The sequence below is a fragment of the Arenibacterium halophilum genome, assembly GCF_005938225.1.
GTDB lineage: Bacteria > Pseudomonadota > Alphaproteobacteria > Rhodobacterales > Rhodobacteraceae > Arenibacterium > Arenibacterium halophilum.
Genome location: NZ_VCPC01000002.1, coordinates 61,749 through 76,613 on the forward strand (window position 1 = coordinate 61,749; position 14,865 = coordinate 76,613).

Annotated in this window: 12 protein-coding genes and 1 pseudogene; 8 read left to right on the top strand and 5 right to left on the bottom strand. The window is 64.0% G+C overall.

All coding sequences use genetic code 11. From position 1 onward, the window contains the following. Window positions 1-23 precede the first annotated feature (23 nt). On the top strand, window positions 24-1,004 hold the full coding sequence (gene denD / locus FGK64_RS07200; RefSeq protein ID WP_246057701.1) for a D-erythronate dehydrogenase: 981 nt from the start codon (window positions 24-26) through the stop codon (window positions 1,002-1,004). Here denD and FGK64_RS07205 read toward each other — a convergent pair. Then, window positions 998-1,192, bottom strand: a complete 195-nt coding sequence (locus tag FGK64_RS07205) for a SlyX family protein (RefSeq protein WP_138863144.1) — start codon at window positions 1,190-1,192, stop codon at window positions 998-1,000. The genes denD and FGK64_RS07205 overlap by 7 nt on opposite strands. A gap of 132 nt (window positions 1,193-1,324) precedes the next feature. On the opposite strand from FGK64_RS07205, the gene hisS reads away from it, so the two are divergent. Genes hisS through hisG form a run of 3 tightly spaced genes read left to right on the top strand, consistent with a single transcriptional unit; the run spans window position 1,325 to window position 4,586 of the window. Then, window positions 1,325-2,809 carry a histidine--tRNA ligase gene (gene hisS / locus FGK64_RS07210; protein WP_138863145.1) on the top strand — a complete coding sequence of 495 codons (1,485 nt, stop codon included), beginning with the start codon at window positions 1,325-1,327 and terminating at the stop codon, window positions 2,807-2,809. Next, window positions 2,809-3,894, top strand: coding sequence for an ATP phosphoribosyltransferase regulatory subunit (locus FGK64_RS07215; RefSeq protein WP_138863146.1), 1,086 nt, complete (start codon window positions 2,809-2,811; stop codon window positions 3,892-3,894). The genes hisS and FGK64_RS07215 overlap by 1 nt, the downstream gene beginning before the upstream one ends. Next, window positions 3,891-4,586 carry an ATP phosphoribosyltransferase gene (hisG, locus tag FGK64_RS07220; protein WP_138863147.1) on the top strand — a complete coding sequence of 232 codons (696 nt, stop codon included), beginning with the start codon at window positions 3,891-3,893 and terminating at the stop codon, window positions 4,584-4,586. Before FGK64_RS07215 ends, hisG begins: the two co-directional genes overlap by 4 nt. Window positions 4,587-4,726: 140 nt before the next feature. Here the strand turns inward: hisG and kynA are convergent, their stop codons facing one another. From kynA to FGK64_RS07235, 3 genes are all read right to left on the bottom strand, one after another. Further along, on the bottom strand, window positions 4,727-5,560 hold the full coding sequence (gene kynA, locus FGK64_RS07225; RefSeq protein WP_138863148.1) for a tryptophan 2,3-dioxygenase: 834 nt from the start codon (window positions 5,558-5,560) through the stop codon (window positions 4,727-4,729). Next, on the bottom strand, window positions 5,557-6,750 hold the full coding sequence (gene kynU / locus FGK64_RS07230) for a kynureninase (protein WP_138863149.1): 1,194 nt from the start codon (window positions 6,748-6,750) through the stop codon (window positions 5,557-5,559). Before kynU ends, kynA begins: the two co-directional genes overlap by 4 nt. Window positions 6,751-6,888: 138 nt before the next feature. Beyond that, window positions 6,889-7,641, bottom strand: coding sequence for an SDR family NAD(P)-dependent oxidoreductase (locus tag FGK64_RS07235; protein WP_138863150.1), 753 nt, complete (start codon window positions 7,639-7,641; stop codon window positions 6,889-6,891). Between the two features lie 332 nt (window positions 7,642-7,973). Between FGK64_RS07235 and FGK64_RS07240 the strand changes: the two genes are divergently transcribed. Together FGK64_RS07240 and FGK64_RS07245 are read left to right on the top strand one after the other, a co-directional pair. Beyond that, a complete protein-coding gene (locus tag FGK64_RS07240) occupies window positions 7,974-9,548 on the top strand; it encodes a Re/Si-specific NAD(P)(+) transhydrogenase subunit alpha (protein WP_138863151.1) in 1,575 nt (524 codons plus the stop codon). A gap of 15 nt (window positions 9,549-9,563) precedes the next feature. After that, complete coding sequence (locus FGK64_RS07245) at window positions 9,564-10,997, top strand: NAD(P)(+) transhydrogenase (Re/Si-specific) subunit beta (RefSeq protein WP_138863152.1); 1,434 nt, start codon at window positions 9,564-9,566, stop codon at window positions 10,995-10,997. A gap of 207 nt (window positions 10,998-11,204) precedes the next feature. On the opposite strand, the gene FGK64_RS07250 is transcribed toward FGK64_RS07245, so the two are convergent. Further along, entirely contained in the window at window positions 11,205-11,639 is a 435-nt protein-coding gene (locus tag FGK64_RS07250; RefSeq protein ID WP_138863153.1) for a DUF1489 family protein, read from the bottom strand. Between the two features lie 132 nt (window positions 11,640-11,771). On the opposite strand from FGK64_RS07250, the gene FGK64_RS07255 reads away from it, so the two are divergent. After that, window positions 11,772-14,267, top strand: coding sequence for an adenosylcobalamin-dependent ribonucleoside-diphosphate reductase (locus FGK64_RS07255; RefSeq protein WP_138863154.1), 2,496 nt, complete (start codon window positions 11,772-11,774; stop codon window positions 14,265-14,267). A 357-nt stretch (window positions 14,268-14,624) separates the two neighbouring features. Beyond that, window positions 14,625-14,856, top strand: a pseudogene (locus FGK64_RS07260) (sigma factor-like helix-turn-helix DNA-binding protein); the annotation flags it as partial. Between the last annotated feature and the right edge of the window lie 9 nt (window positions 14,857-14,865).

The window sequence follows — 14,865 nt, forward strand, 5'->3', positions numbered from 1 at the left end:
CGGTCTTAAAGGGAGTGACTACGGTGAAAAAACGGGTTCTGGTACTGGGCGCGGGCGGGATGATCGGGCAGAAGCTGCTGGCGCGGCTGGTGCGCGACGGGATCGACGGGGCCAAGGTGCAAATCACCGCCCATGACATCGCCTTTCCCGACAATGCCGTGCCGGTTGACCGCCAGATCATCGGCAGCGTGACCGAACCCGGCGTGATGGAGCGGCTGGTCGCCGACGACCCGGAATATGTCTTTCACCTTGCCGCCATCGTATCGGGCGAGGCCGAGGCCGATTTCGACAAGGGCTGGCAGACCAATATGTTCCCTTGCTGGTCGTTGCTTCAGGCCCTGCGCGCCCGGCACGAGGCGACGGGCGGCAGCTATCGCCCCCGTTTGGTGTTCACCTCGTCCATTGCCGTCTTCGGCGCGCCTTTCGAGGACGAGATTTCCGATACCTTCCTGACCGCTCCGCTGACCAGCTATGGCGCGCAAAAGGTGATCTGCGAACAGATGATCTCGGATTTCTCGCGCAAGGGGTTCATCGACGGTGTGGCGATCCGCCTGCCGTCGATCTGCGTGCGCCCGGGCAAGGCGAACCGCGCGGCGGCGGGGTTCTTTTCCGGCATCATCCGCGAGCCGCTGAACGGGGTTCAGGCCGTGCTGCCGGTGCCCGATACGGTGGTGCACACCCATGCCTCGCCCCGCTCGGCCGTGGGGTTCCTGTGCCACGCCGCCACGCTGGACACCGACCGCCTGAACGGGCGACGCGCGATCAACATGCCGGGCGTCGCCTGCACCGTGGCCGAACAGATCGAGGCGCTGCGTGATGCGGCGGGGGAACAGGCGGTCGCGCTGATCCGGCGCGAGGATGACCCGGCGGTGGCGCACATCGTCGATAACTGGCCCACGCGGTTCAATGCAGCGCGCGCCCATGCGCTGGGGTTCCGCGCCGAAACCGAATTTCGCGAGATCATCCAGACCTATATCGAGGAAGACCTGAAACCGGCTCAGTAATGCGGTGGGCGTTCGTCGCCCATCACCACCCCGCCTGACCCTTCGGCCTCGCGCGCGGCTTCGCGTTCCATCAGCATCTGTACCCGGCGCTTCAGTACGTCGATGTCCGATTGCTGCCGGGTCACGATCTCGTTCAATTCGTCCACCGTTCGGGTCAGGTGGGCGATCTGTTCTTCCAGCTGCTGCATCGTGTGCTCCTGCGTTTGGGGCGTCATAGCGTGAGTTGCCGCGCGAAGCCAGAGAGCGAGGGGCCAGTCGCTTGCCCCCGGGCGGGGCTTGGGCTAGACCGCGCCGCAAGTGACGCGGCGAGGAACACGCAGATGGCCAAGGTCAAGAAACAGCCCCGCCCCAAGGCGGAAACGCCCAAGGGATTCCGCGACTATTTCGGCGCCGAGGTGACCCAGCGCACCGAGATGCTGCGCCAAATTGCCGAGGTCTATCACCTCTACGGGTTCGACGCGCTGGAAACCAGCGCCGTGGAAACGGTCGAGGCGCTGGGCAAGTTCCTGCCCGATGTTGACCGCCCGAACGAAGGTGTCTTTGCCTGGCAAGAAGCGGACGAGGATGACAAGGGCGACTGGCTGGCGCTGCGCTATGACATGACCGCGCCGCTGGCCCGCGTCTACGCCCAGCACCGCAACGATCTGCCCACGCCCTACCGCCGCTATGCGATGGGCCCGGTCTGGCGCAACGAAAAGCCCGGGCCGGGGCGGTTTCGCCAGTTTTATCAATGCGATGCCGATACTGTCGGCACTGCCAGCATGGCCGCCGACGCCGAAATCTGCGCGCTGCTGGCCGACACGCTCGAGGCTGTCGGGATCGCGCGCGGCGACTATGTGGTACGCATCAACAACCGCAAGGTGCTGAACGGCGTGCTGGAAACCGCCGGCGTAAGCGACGAGTCGCAGGCCGCCGACGTGCTGCGCACCATCGACAAGTTCGACAAGGTGGGCGAAAGCGGCGTGCGAGAGCTGTTGGGCAAGGGCCGTCTGGATGCCTCGGGCGCCTATATCGACGGCGTGGGGCTGGGCGACGATCAGGCCGCGCCGGTGCTGGCCTTCCTGACCGCGAAGGGCGCCGACAACGGCGAGACGCTGGACCGGCTGTCTGCCGCCGTGGGCGGCAGCGCGATGGGCGCCGAAGGCGTGGATGAGCTTCGCCAGATTGCCGATCTGCTCTCGGCGCAGGGCTATGGCCCCGACCGGATCGTGATCGACCCTTCGGTCGTGCGCGGCCTTGGCTATTACACTGGCCCGGTCTACGAGGCCGAGCTGACCTTTGACATCCTTGACGAAAAGGGCCGCAAGCGGCAGTTCGGTTCGGTCGCGGGCGGCGGGCGCTATGACGGGCTGGTCAAACGCTTCACCGGGCAGGACGTGCCGGCCACCGGCGTATCGATCGGGGTCGACCGGCTGCTGGCCGCATTGCGCGAAAAGGGCCGTATCAGCGCCACGGCGCAGGGCCCGGTGGTGGTGACGGTGATGGATCGCGCCCGCATGGCCGACTATCAGGCGATGGTGGCCGAGCTGCGTCAGGCCGGCATCCGCGCCGAGGTTTACCTGGGTAATCCCAAGAACTTTGGCAATCAGCTGAAGTACGCAGACCGCCGCAACAGCCCCGTCGCGGTGATCGCCGGGGGCGACGAATTTGACGCGGGTAAGGTGCAGATCAAGGACCTGATCCTTGGCGCGCAGATCGCCGAAAACGCCACGCTTGAGGAATGGAAGGAACGCCCCAGCCAGTTCGAAATGCCCCGCGCCGAGCTGGTCGCCAAGGTGCGCGCCATCCTGGACGGGCAAGGCTGATGGTGACCAAGGCCGAGGTTCTGGCGCGCGCCGCCTCCTTGCGCGCGCGGTTCGAGTCGGCGGGCGCCGTGCCGGTGGAAACCCCGGTTCTGCAACCGGCAGATCTGCTGCTGGACCTGTATGGCGAAGACATCCGCGCGCGCGCCTATGTCACGTCGGACGCGCTGCGCGGCGAACAGATGCTGCGCCCCGATTTCACCGTGCCCGTCGTGCAGATGCACATGGCGCAGGGCGCCGAACCCGCGCGTTATACCTATGCGGGCGAGGTGTTTCGCCGGCAGGAGCTGAACGAGGACCGTGCCAACGAATACCTTCAGGTCGGATACGAGGTGTTCGACCGCGCCGATGTGGCCGGTGCCGATGCCGAGGTCTTCGCGCTGTTTTCCGAAACGCTCGCCGGGCTGGGCCTGCGCGCGGCGACGGGCGACATCGGGATCCTCACGGCGGCGGTGCAGGGCCTGAAAACCACCGAACGCCGCAAGGTCGCGCTGATGCGCCACATCTGGCGCCCGCGCCGGTTCCGCGCGCTGCTGGACCGGTTCTCGGGCCGCACACCCATGCCCGAGTCGCGGCGTGCCTTGCTGGATGCCGCCGATCCGATGGCCGGGCTGACCCACAGCGGGCTGCGCACCCGCGCCGAGGTGGCAAACCGCATCGCCGCCCTGCGCGAAGACGCGGAGGCCGCCCCGATTTCCGAACTGGAAATGCACGGGCTCGAAGCGCTGTTGTCGGTGCGTGAAACCGCGCCCTTCGCGCTGGAACACCTGCGCGATATCGCGGTCGATCTGCCTGCGATCACCCCGGCGCTGAACCGGCTCGAGGCAAGGATTACCGCGATGGCCGCCCGCGGGATCGACACCGAGCGTTTGGACTTCGAGGCCAGCTATGGCCGCACATCGATGGAATATTACGATGGCTTCGTGTTCGGCTTCTACGCCGAATTCAAGCCCGACCTGCCGCCCATCGCCACCGGGGGCCGCTATGACGCGCTGACCCGGCGGCTGGGAGGCGGTGCGGAAATCCCGGCCGTGGGTGGCGTGCTGCGCCCCGGTCTGATGCTGGAAATCGAGGGTCTTGCGACATGACGCTGAAGCTGGGCGTGCCGTCCAAAGGGCGGCTGATGGACAAGACATTCGCATGGTTTGCCCGTCACGGGATCGAACTGTCGCGCGCCGGGTCCGACCGCGAATATGCCGGGGCCGTACAGGGCATCGACGGCGTATCGCTGGTGCTGCTCTCGGCCGGGGAAATCCCGCGCGAACTGGCGGCAGGACGCATCCATCTGGGCGTCACCGGCACCGACCTGGTGCATGAACGATTGCCGCGCTGGGAACAGCAGGTCGAGGAAATCGAACCGCTGGGGTTCGGCCGCGCCGACCTGATCATCGCGGTGCCGAATTGCTGGGCCGATGTCGATAACCTCGACGATCTGGATGCCGCCGCCGCCGCCTTCCGCGCGCGCCACGGCTTCCGCCTGCGGATCGCCACGAAATACCACCGGCTGGTCCGCGACTTCCTGCGCGATTCCGGCGTGGCCGACTACGCGCTGGTTGACAGCCAGGGCGCGACCGAGGGAACGGTAGCCAATGAAACCGCAGAAGCCATCGCCGATATCACCTCGACCGGCGAAACACTGCGCGCCAACCACCTGAAAATTCTGGAAGACGGGCTGATCCTGCAAAGCCAGGCCACACTCTGGCGCAGCCGTGTCGCAGAATACGACACAACGCAAGCAGCCGCGCTGAAGGCGCTTCTGTCACGTATTCACGGGCACTGACTGCAAAATTCGCGCGTGCCGCGCGAAGCCTCCGGCGGGGATATTTCTAGCCCAAAGAAGCAAGGACTCGGCCGCCCTTCATTATTCCGAAAATACTCCGGGGGAGTCCCGCAGGGACGGGGGCAGCGCCCCCTCCACGCCTACAAATTCGTGCGCAGGTGCCAGAGTTCGGGGAACAGTTCCACATCCAGCATCCGCTTGAGATAGCTCACGCCGCCCGTGCCGCCGGTGCCGCGTTTGAAGCCGATAACCCGCTCCACCGTGGTAACGTGGTTGAAACGCCAGCGGCGGAAGTAATCCTCGAGGTCGACCAGTTTTTCCGCCAGTTCATACAGCGCCCAATGTGCGGCCGGGTCGCGGTAGACGCGGGCCCAGGCCTCGGCCACCGCTTCGTTTTCGGCGTGGGGCAGGGCGGTATCGCGGGTCAGAACTTCGGGGGGCAGGGGGAAGGTCTCAGAGAGGGCCGCCAGCGCCACGTCGTACAGCGATTTGCGCGCCAGTTCATCGTCGAGCAGTTTCATCAGGTCGGGGCGGTGGGCGTGCGGGCGTACCATCGCCTTGTTCCGGTTGCCTAGGATGAATTCGATCTGGCGGTATTGGTGCGACTGGAACCCCGAGGACTGGCCCAGCGTATCACGGAAGGTGGTGTAATCGCTGGGCGTCATCGTGCGCAACACGTCCCAGGCGCTATTGAGCTGTTCGAAGATGCGGCTGACCCGGGTCAGCATCTTGAAGGCCGGGCGCATATCGTCGCCGCGCAGAGTGGCGCGGGCCGCGCCCAGTTCGTGGATCGCCAGCCGCATCCAGAGCTCTGATGTCTGGTGTTGGATGATGAACAGCATCTCGTCATGGGCGTCGGAAATCGGATGCTGTGCGTCCAGCAGCGTCGACAGGCCAAGGTAGTCGCCGTAGGACATGCGCCCGTCGAACGACATCTGCGCGCCCTCGGTCGAGGGGTCGTAACGCTCGCTCATGTGACGGCCTTCCGTTCCATGTATTGCGGCTGATCCCATAGGGCGTTGTCGATCACATCAGCGATGATCTCGATCGCGCGGTCGATGTCGGCCTCGTCCAGATACAGAGGAGTGAAACCGAACCGCATGATGTCGGGAGCGCGGAAATCGCCGATCAGACCACGGTCGATCAGTGCCTGCATGGCGGCATACCCCTGGTCGAACCGGAACGATACCTGGCTGCCGCGGTTTTGCGGGTCGCGCGGGCTGGCAAGGGTCAGCGTGGGGCAGGCCGCTTCGACGCCGGCGATGAAGCGTTCGCTCAATTCGATCGAGCGGGCGCGCAGGGCGGCCATGTCGACGCTGTCCCAGATGTCGAGCGCGCAGTCGAGCGCGCGCATCTGCAGGATCGGCGGCGTGCCGACGCGCATCCGTTCGATCCCGGCGCCGGCGCGATAGTCCAGATCGAAGGCAAAGGGCGCCGCGTGGCCCAGCCAGCCCGACAGCGCGGGCGGCGCCTGATCGGCGTGGCGGGGCGCGACGTAGATAAAGGCAGGCGCGCCGGGGCCGCCATTGAGGTATTTATAGGTACAGCCCACCGCGAAATCGGCGCCTGCACCAGCGACATCAACCTCGATCGCGCCGGCGGAATGGGCCAGATCCCAGATCGCCAGCGCGCCCACGGCGTGGGCCTTGGCCGTCAGCGCGGCCATGTCGTGCTTGCGCCCGGTGCGGTAGTCGACCTCGGTCAACAGGGTCACGGCGATGTCGTCGGTGATCGCCTCTGCCACCTCTTCGGGCGCGACAAGGCGCAGTTCATACCCGTCGCCCAGCATCTTCACCAGGCCTTGGGTGATATAGAGATCGGACGGGAAATTGCCGGTATCCGACAGGATCACGCGGCGGTCGGGGCGCATGGCCAGCGCCGAAGCCAGCGCCTGATAGACCTTGATCGACAGCGTGTCGCCTGTCACCACATGGCCCGGCTCGGCGCCGATCAGGCGGCCGATGCGGTCGCCCAGGGCCATCGGCAGGGCCATCCAACCGGCCTTGTTCCAGCCGGTGATCAGCATCTCGCCCCATTCATCGGTCACCGTCTGCGAGACGCGCGCGGCGGCGGCGCGGGGCAGGGGGCCAAGCGAGTTGCCATCGAGATAGACGATGCCGTCGGGCAGATGAAACAGAGCTTTCGTCGCGGCGAAATCGGTCATGGGCGCCTCGGATGCTTTATGCTTAAAGTAAAATCCGTGTAGCGCGTTTGCGCGTGGCTGTCCAGCGCTCGCGCAAACGCGCGCGGTAGTCCAGCGATTTCGCGGCCCGGGCCAGGTCGAGCAGGCCCGGGCCACTCCTTACATCTGGCCGCCTGCGATCTCGATCGACTGGCCGTTAATGCTTTGCGAGCCGGGGCCAACCAGCCACATGGCGGCGGCGACAACCTCTTCGGGTTCGATCAGGCGCTTGTGGCGATTGGCGTTTACCATGATATCGCGCGCAGCTTCGGCGTCGATCCCGGCGCGCTGCGAGATACTGTCGATGTTCCGGGTGACGATGGGCGTGTCGACATACCCCGGGCAGATCGCATTGAAGGTGAACGGCTGGCCGATATAATCCTCGGACAGGGAGCGGGTCAGCCCGATCAACCCGTGTTTTGAGGCCGAGTAGCAGGCTGCGCCCTGAAGTCCGCGCAGGCCCGCCATCGAAGACACGGTGATCACCCGGCCCCAGTCGGTTTGCCGCATCGAGCCAAGGCATTCGCGGATCGTGAGAAAAGCGCCATCCAGGTTGGTGGCCATCATGTTGCGCCAGAAGTCCATCGTGGTCTTATGAACGGCCTTGCCCTCGGCTATGCCAGCGTTGGCAACGCAAATTTGCACCGGTCCGCGCGCCTCGACTGCGGCGGCGATCTTCGCAACCACATCAGCCTCGTCGCGCACATCCATCGCCATGCCGGTGATGCCGTTTCCGGCGACCTCGTCCAGCACCTCTTGCCTGCGCCCGGTGATGGTGACCTGCGCGCCCGCCTCGGCGAATGCGCGGGCAATGGCAAGGCCGATCCCGGTGCCGCCGCCGGTGATGAGTGCGTGTTTGCCAGCTAGTGTCATCTTCGTCCTCCGCTTTGTCTTTGGCGTGACAGTATCGGGCCACGACCTGCTGGCAAGCCGCGAAAGGGGGTCAGAACGTAAGGGCATTGGGTGAATTTCCGGGCCGCATGCTGCAAATTTGGGCGAACCGACGTGCCAAATCTGGCGTAAGGGTAAGAGCGTATGTCTTACATCTGGGGCTTTTGTAAGAAAATTGTTCTGAGGTGGCGAAAGTTGTTCGAAAATTACCGATGCAAATTCGACCATTGCTTGCGCATTCCCGACCTGCACGTTAGGAAAAATTCAACTGCAATACCGGTCGAAACCGTCGCAGACCACGAAAGGATGATGATTTGAAGATAGGGACTCCAAAGGAGATCTTCGAGGGCGAGAACCGGGTGGCCATGACTCCCGACAGCGCGCTGGCCCTGCAGAAGCTGGGCCATAGCTGCCTGATCGAAACCGGCGCGGGAGAAAAGGCCGGGTTCAGCGATCAATTGTATCGCGATGCCGGGGTCGAGGTCGTCGACAGTGCCGAGGCGCTGTATTCGGGTGCCGACATCATTGCCAAGGTGCGCCCGCCCAGCGATGCGGAAGTTGCCCGGCTGAATGCCTCCAAAACATTGATTTCGTTCTTCTATCCGGGGTCGAGCGAGGCCCTGATGAAAACCGCGTCCGAGACTGGCGCCAGCGTTATCGCCATGGATATGGTGCCGCGCATCAGCCGCGCCCAGAAGATGGACGCGCTGAGTTCAATGGCCAATATCGCAGGCTATCGCGCGGTGATCGAGGCGGGGAACAACTTTGGCCGCTTCTTCACCGGGCAGGTGACGGCGGCGGGCAAGGTGCCCCCGGCCAAGGTGCTTGTGGTTGGCGCGGGCGTGGCCGGACTGGCCGCGATCGGCACGGCAACCTCGCTTGGCGCGATCACCTACGCCTTCGACGTGCGCCCCGAAGTGGCCGAGCAGGTCGAATCGATGGGCGCGCAATTCGTGTTCCTTGATTTCGAGGAAGCGCAGCAGGATGGCGCGGCCACTGGCGGCTACGCCAGCGTGTCGAGCCCCGAATTCGCCGCTGCGCAGCTGGCCAAGTTCCGCGAGCTGGCGCCCGAGATGGACATCGTGATCACCACCGCGCTGATCCCGAACCGCGAGGCGCCCGAGCTGTGGACCGAGGACATGGTGAAAGCCATGAAACCCGGCAGCGTGATCGTCGACCTCGCCGCCGAGCGGGGCGGCAACTGCAAGATGACGGTGAAGGACGAAAAGATCGTGACCGACAACGGTGTCACGATCATCGGCTACACCGATTTCCCCAGCCGGATGGCGGCACAATCCTCGACGCTCTACGCCACAAACATCCGCCACATGATGGCCGACCTGACGCCCGAGAAGGATGGCGTGGTCAACCACAACATGGATGACGACGTGATCCGCGGCGCGACCATCGCCCACGCGGGCGAGGTGACCTTCCCGCCGCCGCCGCCAAAGGTAAAGGCAATCGCGGCGCAGAAGCCGAAGGAAAAGGCGAAAGAGCTGACGCCCGAGGAAAAGAAGGCAGCCGAGGCGGCGGCCTTCAAGGCGCAGACGAAACAGCAGGTGATCCTGCTGGCCGTCGGCGCGGTGCTGCTGCTGGCGGTGGGGCTGGTCGCCCCGGCCAGCTTCATGCAGCATTTCATCGTCTTCGTGCTGTCGGTCTTCGTCGGCTTCCAGGTGATCTGGAACGTGTCGCATTCGCTGCACACGCCGCTGATGGCCGTCACGAACGCGATTTCGTCGATCATCATCCTTGGGGCGCTGATGCAGATCGGGTCGGGCAGCTTCATCGTGATCCTGCTGGCCGCACTTTCGGTGTTCATGACCGGAATCAACATCTTCGGCGGCTTCCTTGTCACCCGGCGCATGCTCGCCATGTTCCAGAAATCGTAAGCGGGGGTCGGGTAAATGGATTACGGATTCACCACGGCGGCCTATGTGGTTGCGGCTGTTCTTTTCATCCTGTCGCTGGGTGGCCTCTCGGGGCAGGAAAGCGCCAAACGCGCGGTCTGGTACGGCATCGTCGGCATGGCGCTGGCGGTGTTTGCCACGCTGATCGGCCCCGGTTCTGGCCTGTGGCTGTTGTCGCTGCTGCTGATCGCGGCCGGTGGCGCCATTGGCTGGTACGTCGCCAAGAAGGTCGAAATGACCGAGATGCCCCAGCTGGTCGCCGCGATGCACTCGCTGGTCGGTCTGGCGGCGGTTTTCGTTGGCTTCAACGCGCATTTCACCATGAAGGCAGTACAGAAAGCCCATGCGGCGGGCGAGGCGATTACCGGCGAGTTCGCACAGCTGGTGGCGCACAAGACGCCGGTTGAGCTGAGCATCCTGTCGGTCGAGCTGTTCCTTGGCATCTTCATCGGCGCGATCACCTTTACCGGCTCGGTCATCGCCTACGGCAAGCTGGCGGGCAAGGTGACCTCGACGGCGACGAAACTACCGGGCGGCCATGTGCTGAACGCTTCGGCGGCGGCGATCTCGGTGCTCTGCCTGTTCTGGTATGCGCAGTCGGGCGGGTTCCTGCCGCTGCTGCTGATGACTCTGGCCGCGCTGTTCATCGGCTATCACCTGATCATGGGCATCGGCGGCGCCGACATGCCGGTGGTGGTGTCGATGCTGAACAGCTATTCCGGCTGGGCGGCGGCGGCCATCGGCTTCAGCCTTGGCAACGACCTGCTGATCGTGGTCGGCGCGCTGGTCGGCTCTTCCGGGGCGATCCTGTCGTACATCATGTGCAAGGCGATGAACCGCAGCTTCATCTCGGTGATCCTGGGCGGCTTTGGCGGGACCACGGGCCCGGCGATGGAAGTCGAGGGCGAGCAGGTGGCAATCGAGGCCGACGGCGTCGCGCAGGCCCTGAACGAAGCTGACAGCGTCATCATCATCCCCGGCTACGGCATGGCGGTGGCCCAGGCCCAGCAGGGCGTGGCCGAACTGGTGCGCAAGCTGCGCGCCAAGGGCAAGAATGTCCGCTTCGCCATCCACCCGGTGGCGGGCCGTCTGCCCGGCCACATGAACGTGCTGCTGGCCGAGGCCAAGGTGCCTTATGACATCGTGATGGAGATGGACGAAATCAACGACGACTTCCCCGACACGGATGTCGCCATCGTCATCGGCTCGAACGATATCGTGAACCCGGCCGCGCAGGAAGACCCCAACAGCCCCATCGCCGGGATGCCGGTTCTGGAATGCTGGAAGGCGAAACAGGTCTTCGTGTCGAAGCGCGGGCAGGGCACCGGCTATTCGGGCATCGAGAACCCGCTGTTCTTCAAGGACAACACGCGGATGTTCTACGGCGATGCCAAGGCCAGTTTGGACAAGCTGCTGCCGATGATCGATTGATCTGCGGCTGACTAAAACCAAAAGAGGCGGTGCCACCACGTTGCCGCCTTTTTCAATTGCAGGCTAGGGGGCTCTGCCCCCGTCCCTGCGGGACTCCCCCGGAGTATTTTGGGAATAATGAACGCGCGCCGGACACCCTGCTTGTTTGGGGTTTAAATATCCCCGCTAGGGAGGCATCGCGCGGAGTGCGATTTGGCAGCGCTTGGATCAAAGCACTCCGATTTCGGCCAGCGCCCGGTTCAGATCGTCCGGCAGGCTGTCTTCGCCCTGGCGGTGGTCCGGCAGGTCGGGCGGGGCGTCGGAGGCGGGCAGGTAGCGCCACCCTTGGAAAGGGCGTTTCGGGGCGGTCTGGGTGCGGATCAGGCTTGGGTCCAGCACGATGGCGCAGCGGCGGGTGCCGTCTTCGCCGGTCACCTCGTCTAGGCGAACGATGCGCTGGCGGCATTGCACCAATCCCTTGATGACCCAGTAGATCGAGCCGCCTTTCAGGATGTCGTCGGCGCGTTTGGGCCACATCCGCGTGACGTGCCGATTAAGGCCGTCTGCGTGGGCGGTGGCGCGGCGCATGGCCTGCCATTCGTCCAGTTGCTCGACACTGTCGGTGCCGACCGACAGCTTGATCAGATTGATGTAGTTATCCACAGAGTCGTCCCCAATCCACCCGGTATATTGTAGGGCGGCAGGCGGGAACTGCAAACCGTGGTGTGGAAGGCGGTTGCCGGGCAGGCGCGCAGGCTTTATCTAGGGTGCCTGTCGACAGATATGGATTGCGCCATGACCCGTTTTTCCGCCCCGATTGCCGAACAGATCTGGGATATGAAATACCGCTTCAAGCAAGGCGATGGCACGCCCATCGACGCCACTGTGGAAGACAGCTGGCGGCGAATCGCGCGTGATCTGGCGCGGGTCGAGGCAGACCCCGATCTGTGGGAAGACAGGTTTTATGCCGCGCTTGAAGATTTCAAATATTTGCCCGCGGGCCGCATCACAGCCGGCGCGGGTACGGCGCGGCAGGTGACGCTGTTCAACTGTTTCGTCATGGGCACCGTGCCCGACAGCATGGGCGGCATCTTCGACATGCTGAAAGAGGCCGCGCTGACCATGCAGCAGGGCGGCGGTATCGGCTATGATTTCAGCACCATCCGCCCCAAGGGCGCGGATGTGAAAGGCGTGGCGGCCGATGCCTCGGGGCCGCTGTCGTTCATGGACGTGTGGGATGCGATGTGCCGCACCATCATGTCGGCCGGGTCGCGCCGGGGGGCGATGATGGCGACGATGCGCTGCGATCACCCCGACATCGAGCAGTTCATCACCGCGAAATCCGACAGCGCGCGGTTGCGCATGTTCAACCTGTCGGTGCTGGTGACCGATGATTTCATGGCAGCGGTGAAGGCCGACGGGTCCTGGGATCTGACCTTTGACGGCAAGGTCTATCGCACTTTGCAGGCCCGCGATCTGTGGAACCGCATCATGCGGGCGACCTATGATTATGCCGAGCCGGGGGTGATCTTCATCGACCGGATCAACGCGGCCAACAATCTGAATTACTGCGAGACCATCGCCGCCACCAACCCTTGTGGCGAGCAGCCCCTGCCGCCCTATGGCGCCTGCCTGCTGGGGTCGATCAACCTCGCGCGGCTGGTTGCCGAACCGTTCGAGGAGGGCGCGCATCTGGACGGTGACGCGCTGGCCGAGTTGGTCGCCACCGCCGTGCGGATGATGGACAACGTGGTCGACGCCTCGAAATTCCCGCTGCCGCAGCAGGCGGCCGAGGCCGCGGCCAAGCGGCGGATCGGGCTGGGCGTGACCGGGCTGGCGGATGCTCTGTTGATGCTGGGCCTGCGCTATGGCAGCGACGAGGCGGCGCGTCAGACCGAGGATTGGCTGCATGCGATCGCCCGCGCCGCCTATCTGGCCTCGGTGGACTTGGCGAAGGAAAAGGGCGCCTTTCCGCTGTTCGACGCCGAGGGGTACCTGGCGTCGGGCACCATGCGCGCGATGGACGACGACGTGCGCGAGGCCGTGCGCGAACATGGCATCCGCAACGCGCTTTTGACCTCGATCGCTCCGACGGGGACGATTTCGCTCTACGCCGGGAATGTCAGCTCGGGGATCGAGCCGGTCTTTGCCTATGCCTATACCCGCAAGGTATTGCAGAAGGATGGATCGCGCACCGAGGAAGAGGTGGTCGATTACGCCGTGCAGATGTGGCGCGAGAAATTCGGCGAGGCCGAGCTGCCCGACTATTTCGTGAACGCCCAGACGCTGGCGCCACTGGAGCATGTCAAGATGCAGGCGGCGGCGCAGAAATGGGTGGATTCGTCGATTTCCAAGACGATCAACTGCCCCGAGGATATTTCATTCGAGGCGTTCAAGGACGTCTACATGGAGGCCTGGGACACCGGGTGCAAGGGCTGCACGACCTACCGGCCGAACGACGTGACCGGGTCGGTGTTGAGTGTTGCCGAGGAGAAGAAGGCAGAAGAAGCGCCGGCAGCTTGGTTGGCAACTGCGCTGGAAAATTCGGGTAAGTCGCAAGCTGAACTCGCCAGAAATCTCGAAGCGCGTATGGAGCGCAGTTTCGACCGCAGCATTGTCAACAAGATGGTGTTGGGAACCCGAACGATCAAAGCCGACGAAGCGGTTGCGATTGCCGAGATCCTTGGAGTTACGCCATTTTCGGCAGCAGCTCCCGAAGTCATCACCACCTCCGACTCCGAGCCGCAGGTGCCCCATGGCGACGTGATCTACATGTCCGATCCGCTCGACCGGCCGCAGGCGCTGGAAGGGAACACGTACAAACTCAAGTGGCCCGACAGCGAGCACGCCATTTACCTGACGATCAACGACATCGTCATCGGTGGCCGTCGCCGCCCGTTCGAGGTGTTCATCAACTCGAAAAACATGGAGCACTTCGCCTGGACGGTGGCGTTGACCCGCATGATCAGCGCGGTGTTCCGGCGCGGCGGCGACGTGTCCTTCGTGGTGGAAGAGCTGAAAGCCGTCTTCGACCCGCGCGGCGGGGCCTGGGTGCAGGGCAAGTACATCCCCTCGATCCTCGCCGCCATCGGTGGCGTGATCGAGCGCCACATGATCGCCATCGGCTTCTTGGAAGGCGAGGGCAAGGGCCTGAAATCCGACCCCACCGCCAAGGTCGTCGGCCTCGACGCCCCCCGCGGCAAGGCCTGCCCCAGTTGCGGCCAGTATTCGATGATGATGGTCGAAGGCTGCATGACCTGTTCCAGCTGCGGGCATTCGAAGTGCGGATAGGGGCTGCGTGGGTTGAAGTTGTATGACCCACTACCGATTAGTGGCCACCGGCGGGTTCTAAAAGCCCATTCTGCAAGAGAATATGGTCAATCGGGCGTAAGCGCCCGATTTTCCGTTTTTCGGCTTTCTCTCGCGTGACCGAGGGTTCGATTCTGTCCTGAGGAATATAGGTGGCCGAAACGGTTTCGGAATTTTTCTTGGGCTTCGCCGTGGCCGGTAACGTCTTTGGCTTGGTGGCGTAGCTTGTTGATTTCCACCCAGAACTGACCCTGGAAAGCGCGTAATTTCCATTGAGAATTGACCCATGTAACCCTTCCCGCGACGCAGCTTGCAGCGGGGGATTTCGGAGTGATCCACATGGGGCTTTTGAACGTCATCCTCCGCATGGCCTTGCTGGAAAAGCTGCCGATCCGAGAGATCGCACGCCGAACCGGCCTGTCGCGGAACACCATCAAGAAATATCTGAGAGCAGGCACGTTCAAGCCGACGTTCAACGTTCCGGCTCGGTCGAGCAAGCTTGATCCCTAAGCTGAAAAAGCTTGCTGCGTGGCTGAAGACGGAGTCTGAAAAGTCACGCAAGCAGCGCCGAGGAGACGCT

Coding starts and splice junctions, on each gene's coding strand:
- FGK64_RS07235 (WP_138863150.1), bottom strand. CDS start 7,641: ATGACACTAGCTGGCAAACACGCACTCATCACCGGCGGCGGCACCGGG.
- hisG (WP_138863147.1), top strand. CDS start 3,891: ATGACGCTGAAGCTGGGCGTGCCGTCCAAAGGGCGGCTGATGGACAAG.
- kynA (WP_138863148.1), bottom strand. CDS start 5,560: ATGAGCGAGCGTTACGACCCCTCGACCGAGGGCGCGCAGATGTCGTTC.
- kynU (WP_138863149.1), bottom strand. CDS start 6,750: ATGACCGATTTCGCCGCGACGAAAGCTCTGTTTCATCTGCCCGACGGC.
- hisS (WP_138863145.1), top strand. CDS start 1,325: ATGGCCAAGGTCAAGAAACAGCCCCGCCCCAAGGCGGAAACGCCCAAG.
- FGK64_RS07255 (WP_138863154.1), top strand. CDS start 11,772: ATGACCCGTTTTTCCGCCCCGATTGCCGAACAGATCTGGGATATGAAA.
- FGK64_RS07205 (WP_138863144.1), bottom strand. CDS start 1,192: ATGCAGCAGCTGGAAGAACAGATCGCCCACCTGACCCGAACGGTGGAC.
- FGK64_RS07215 (WP_138863146.1), top strand. CDS start 2,809: ATGGTGACCAAGGCCGAGGTTCTGGCGCGCGCCGCCTCCTTGCGCGCG.
- FGK64_RS07245 (WP_138863152.1), top strand. CDS start 9,564: ATGGATTACGGATTCACCACGGCGGCCTATGTGGTTGCGGCTGTTCTT.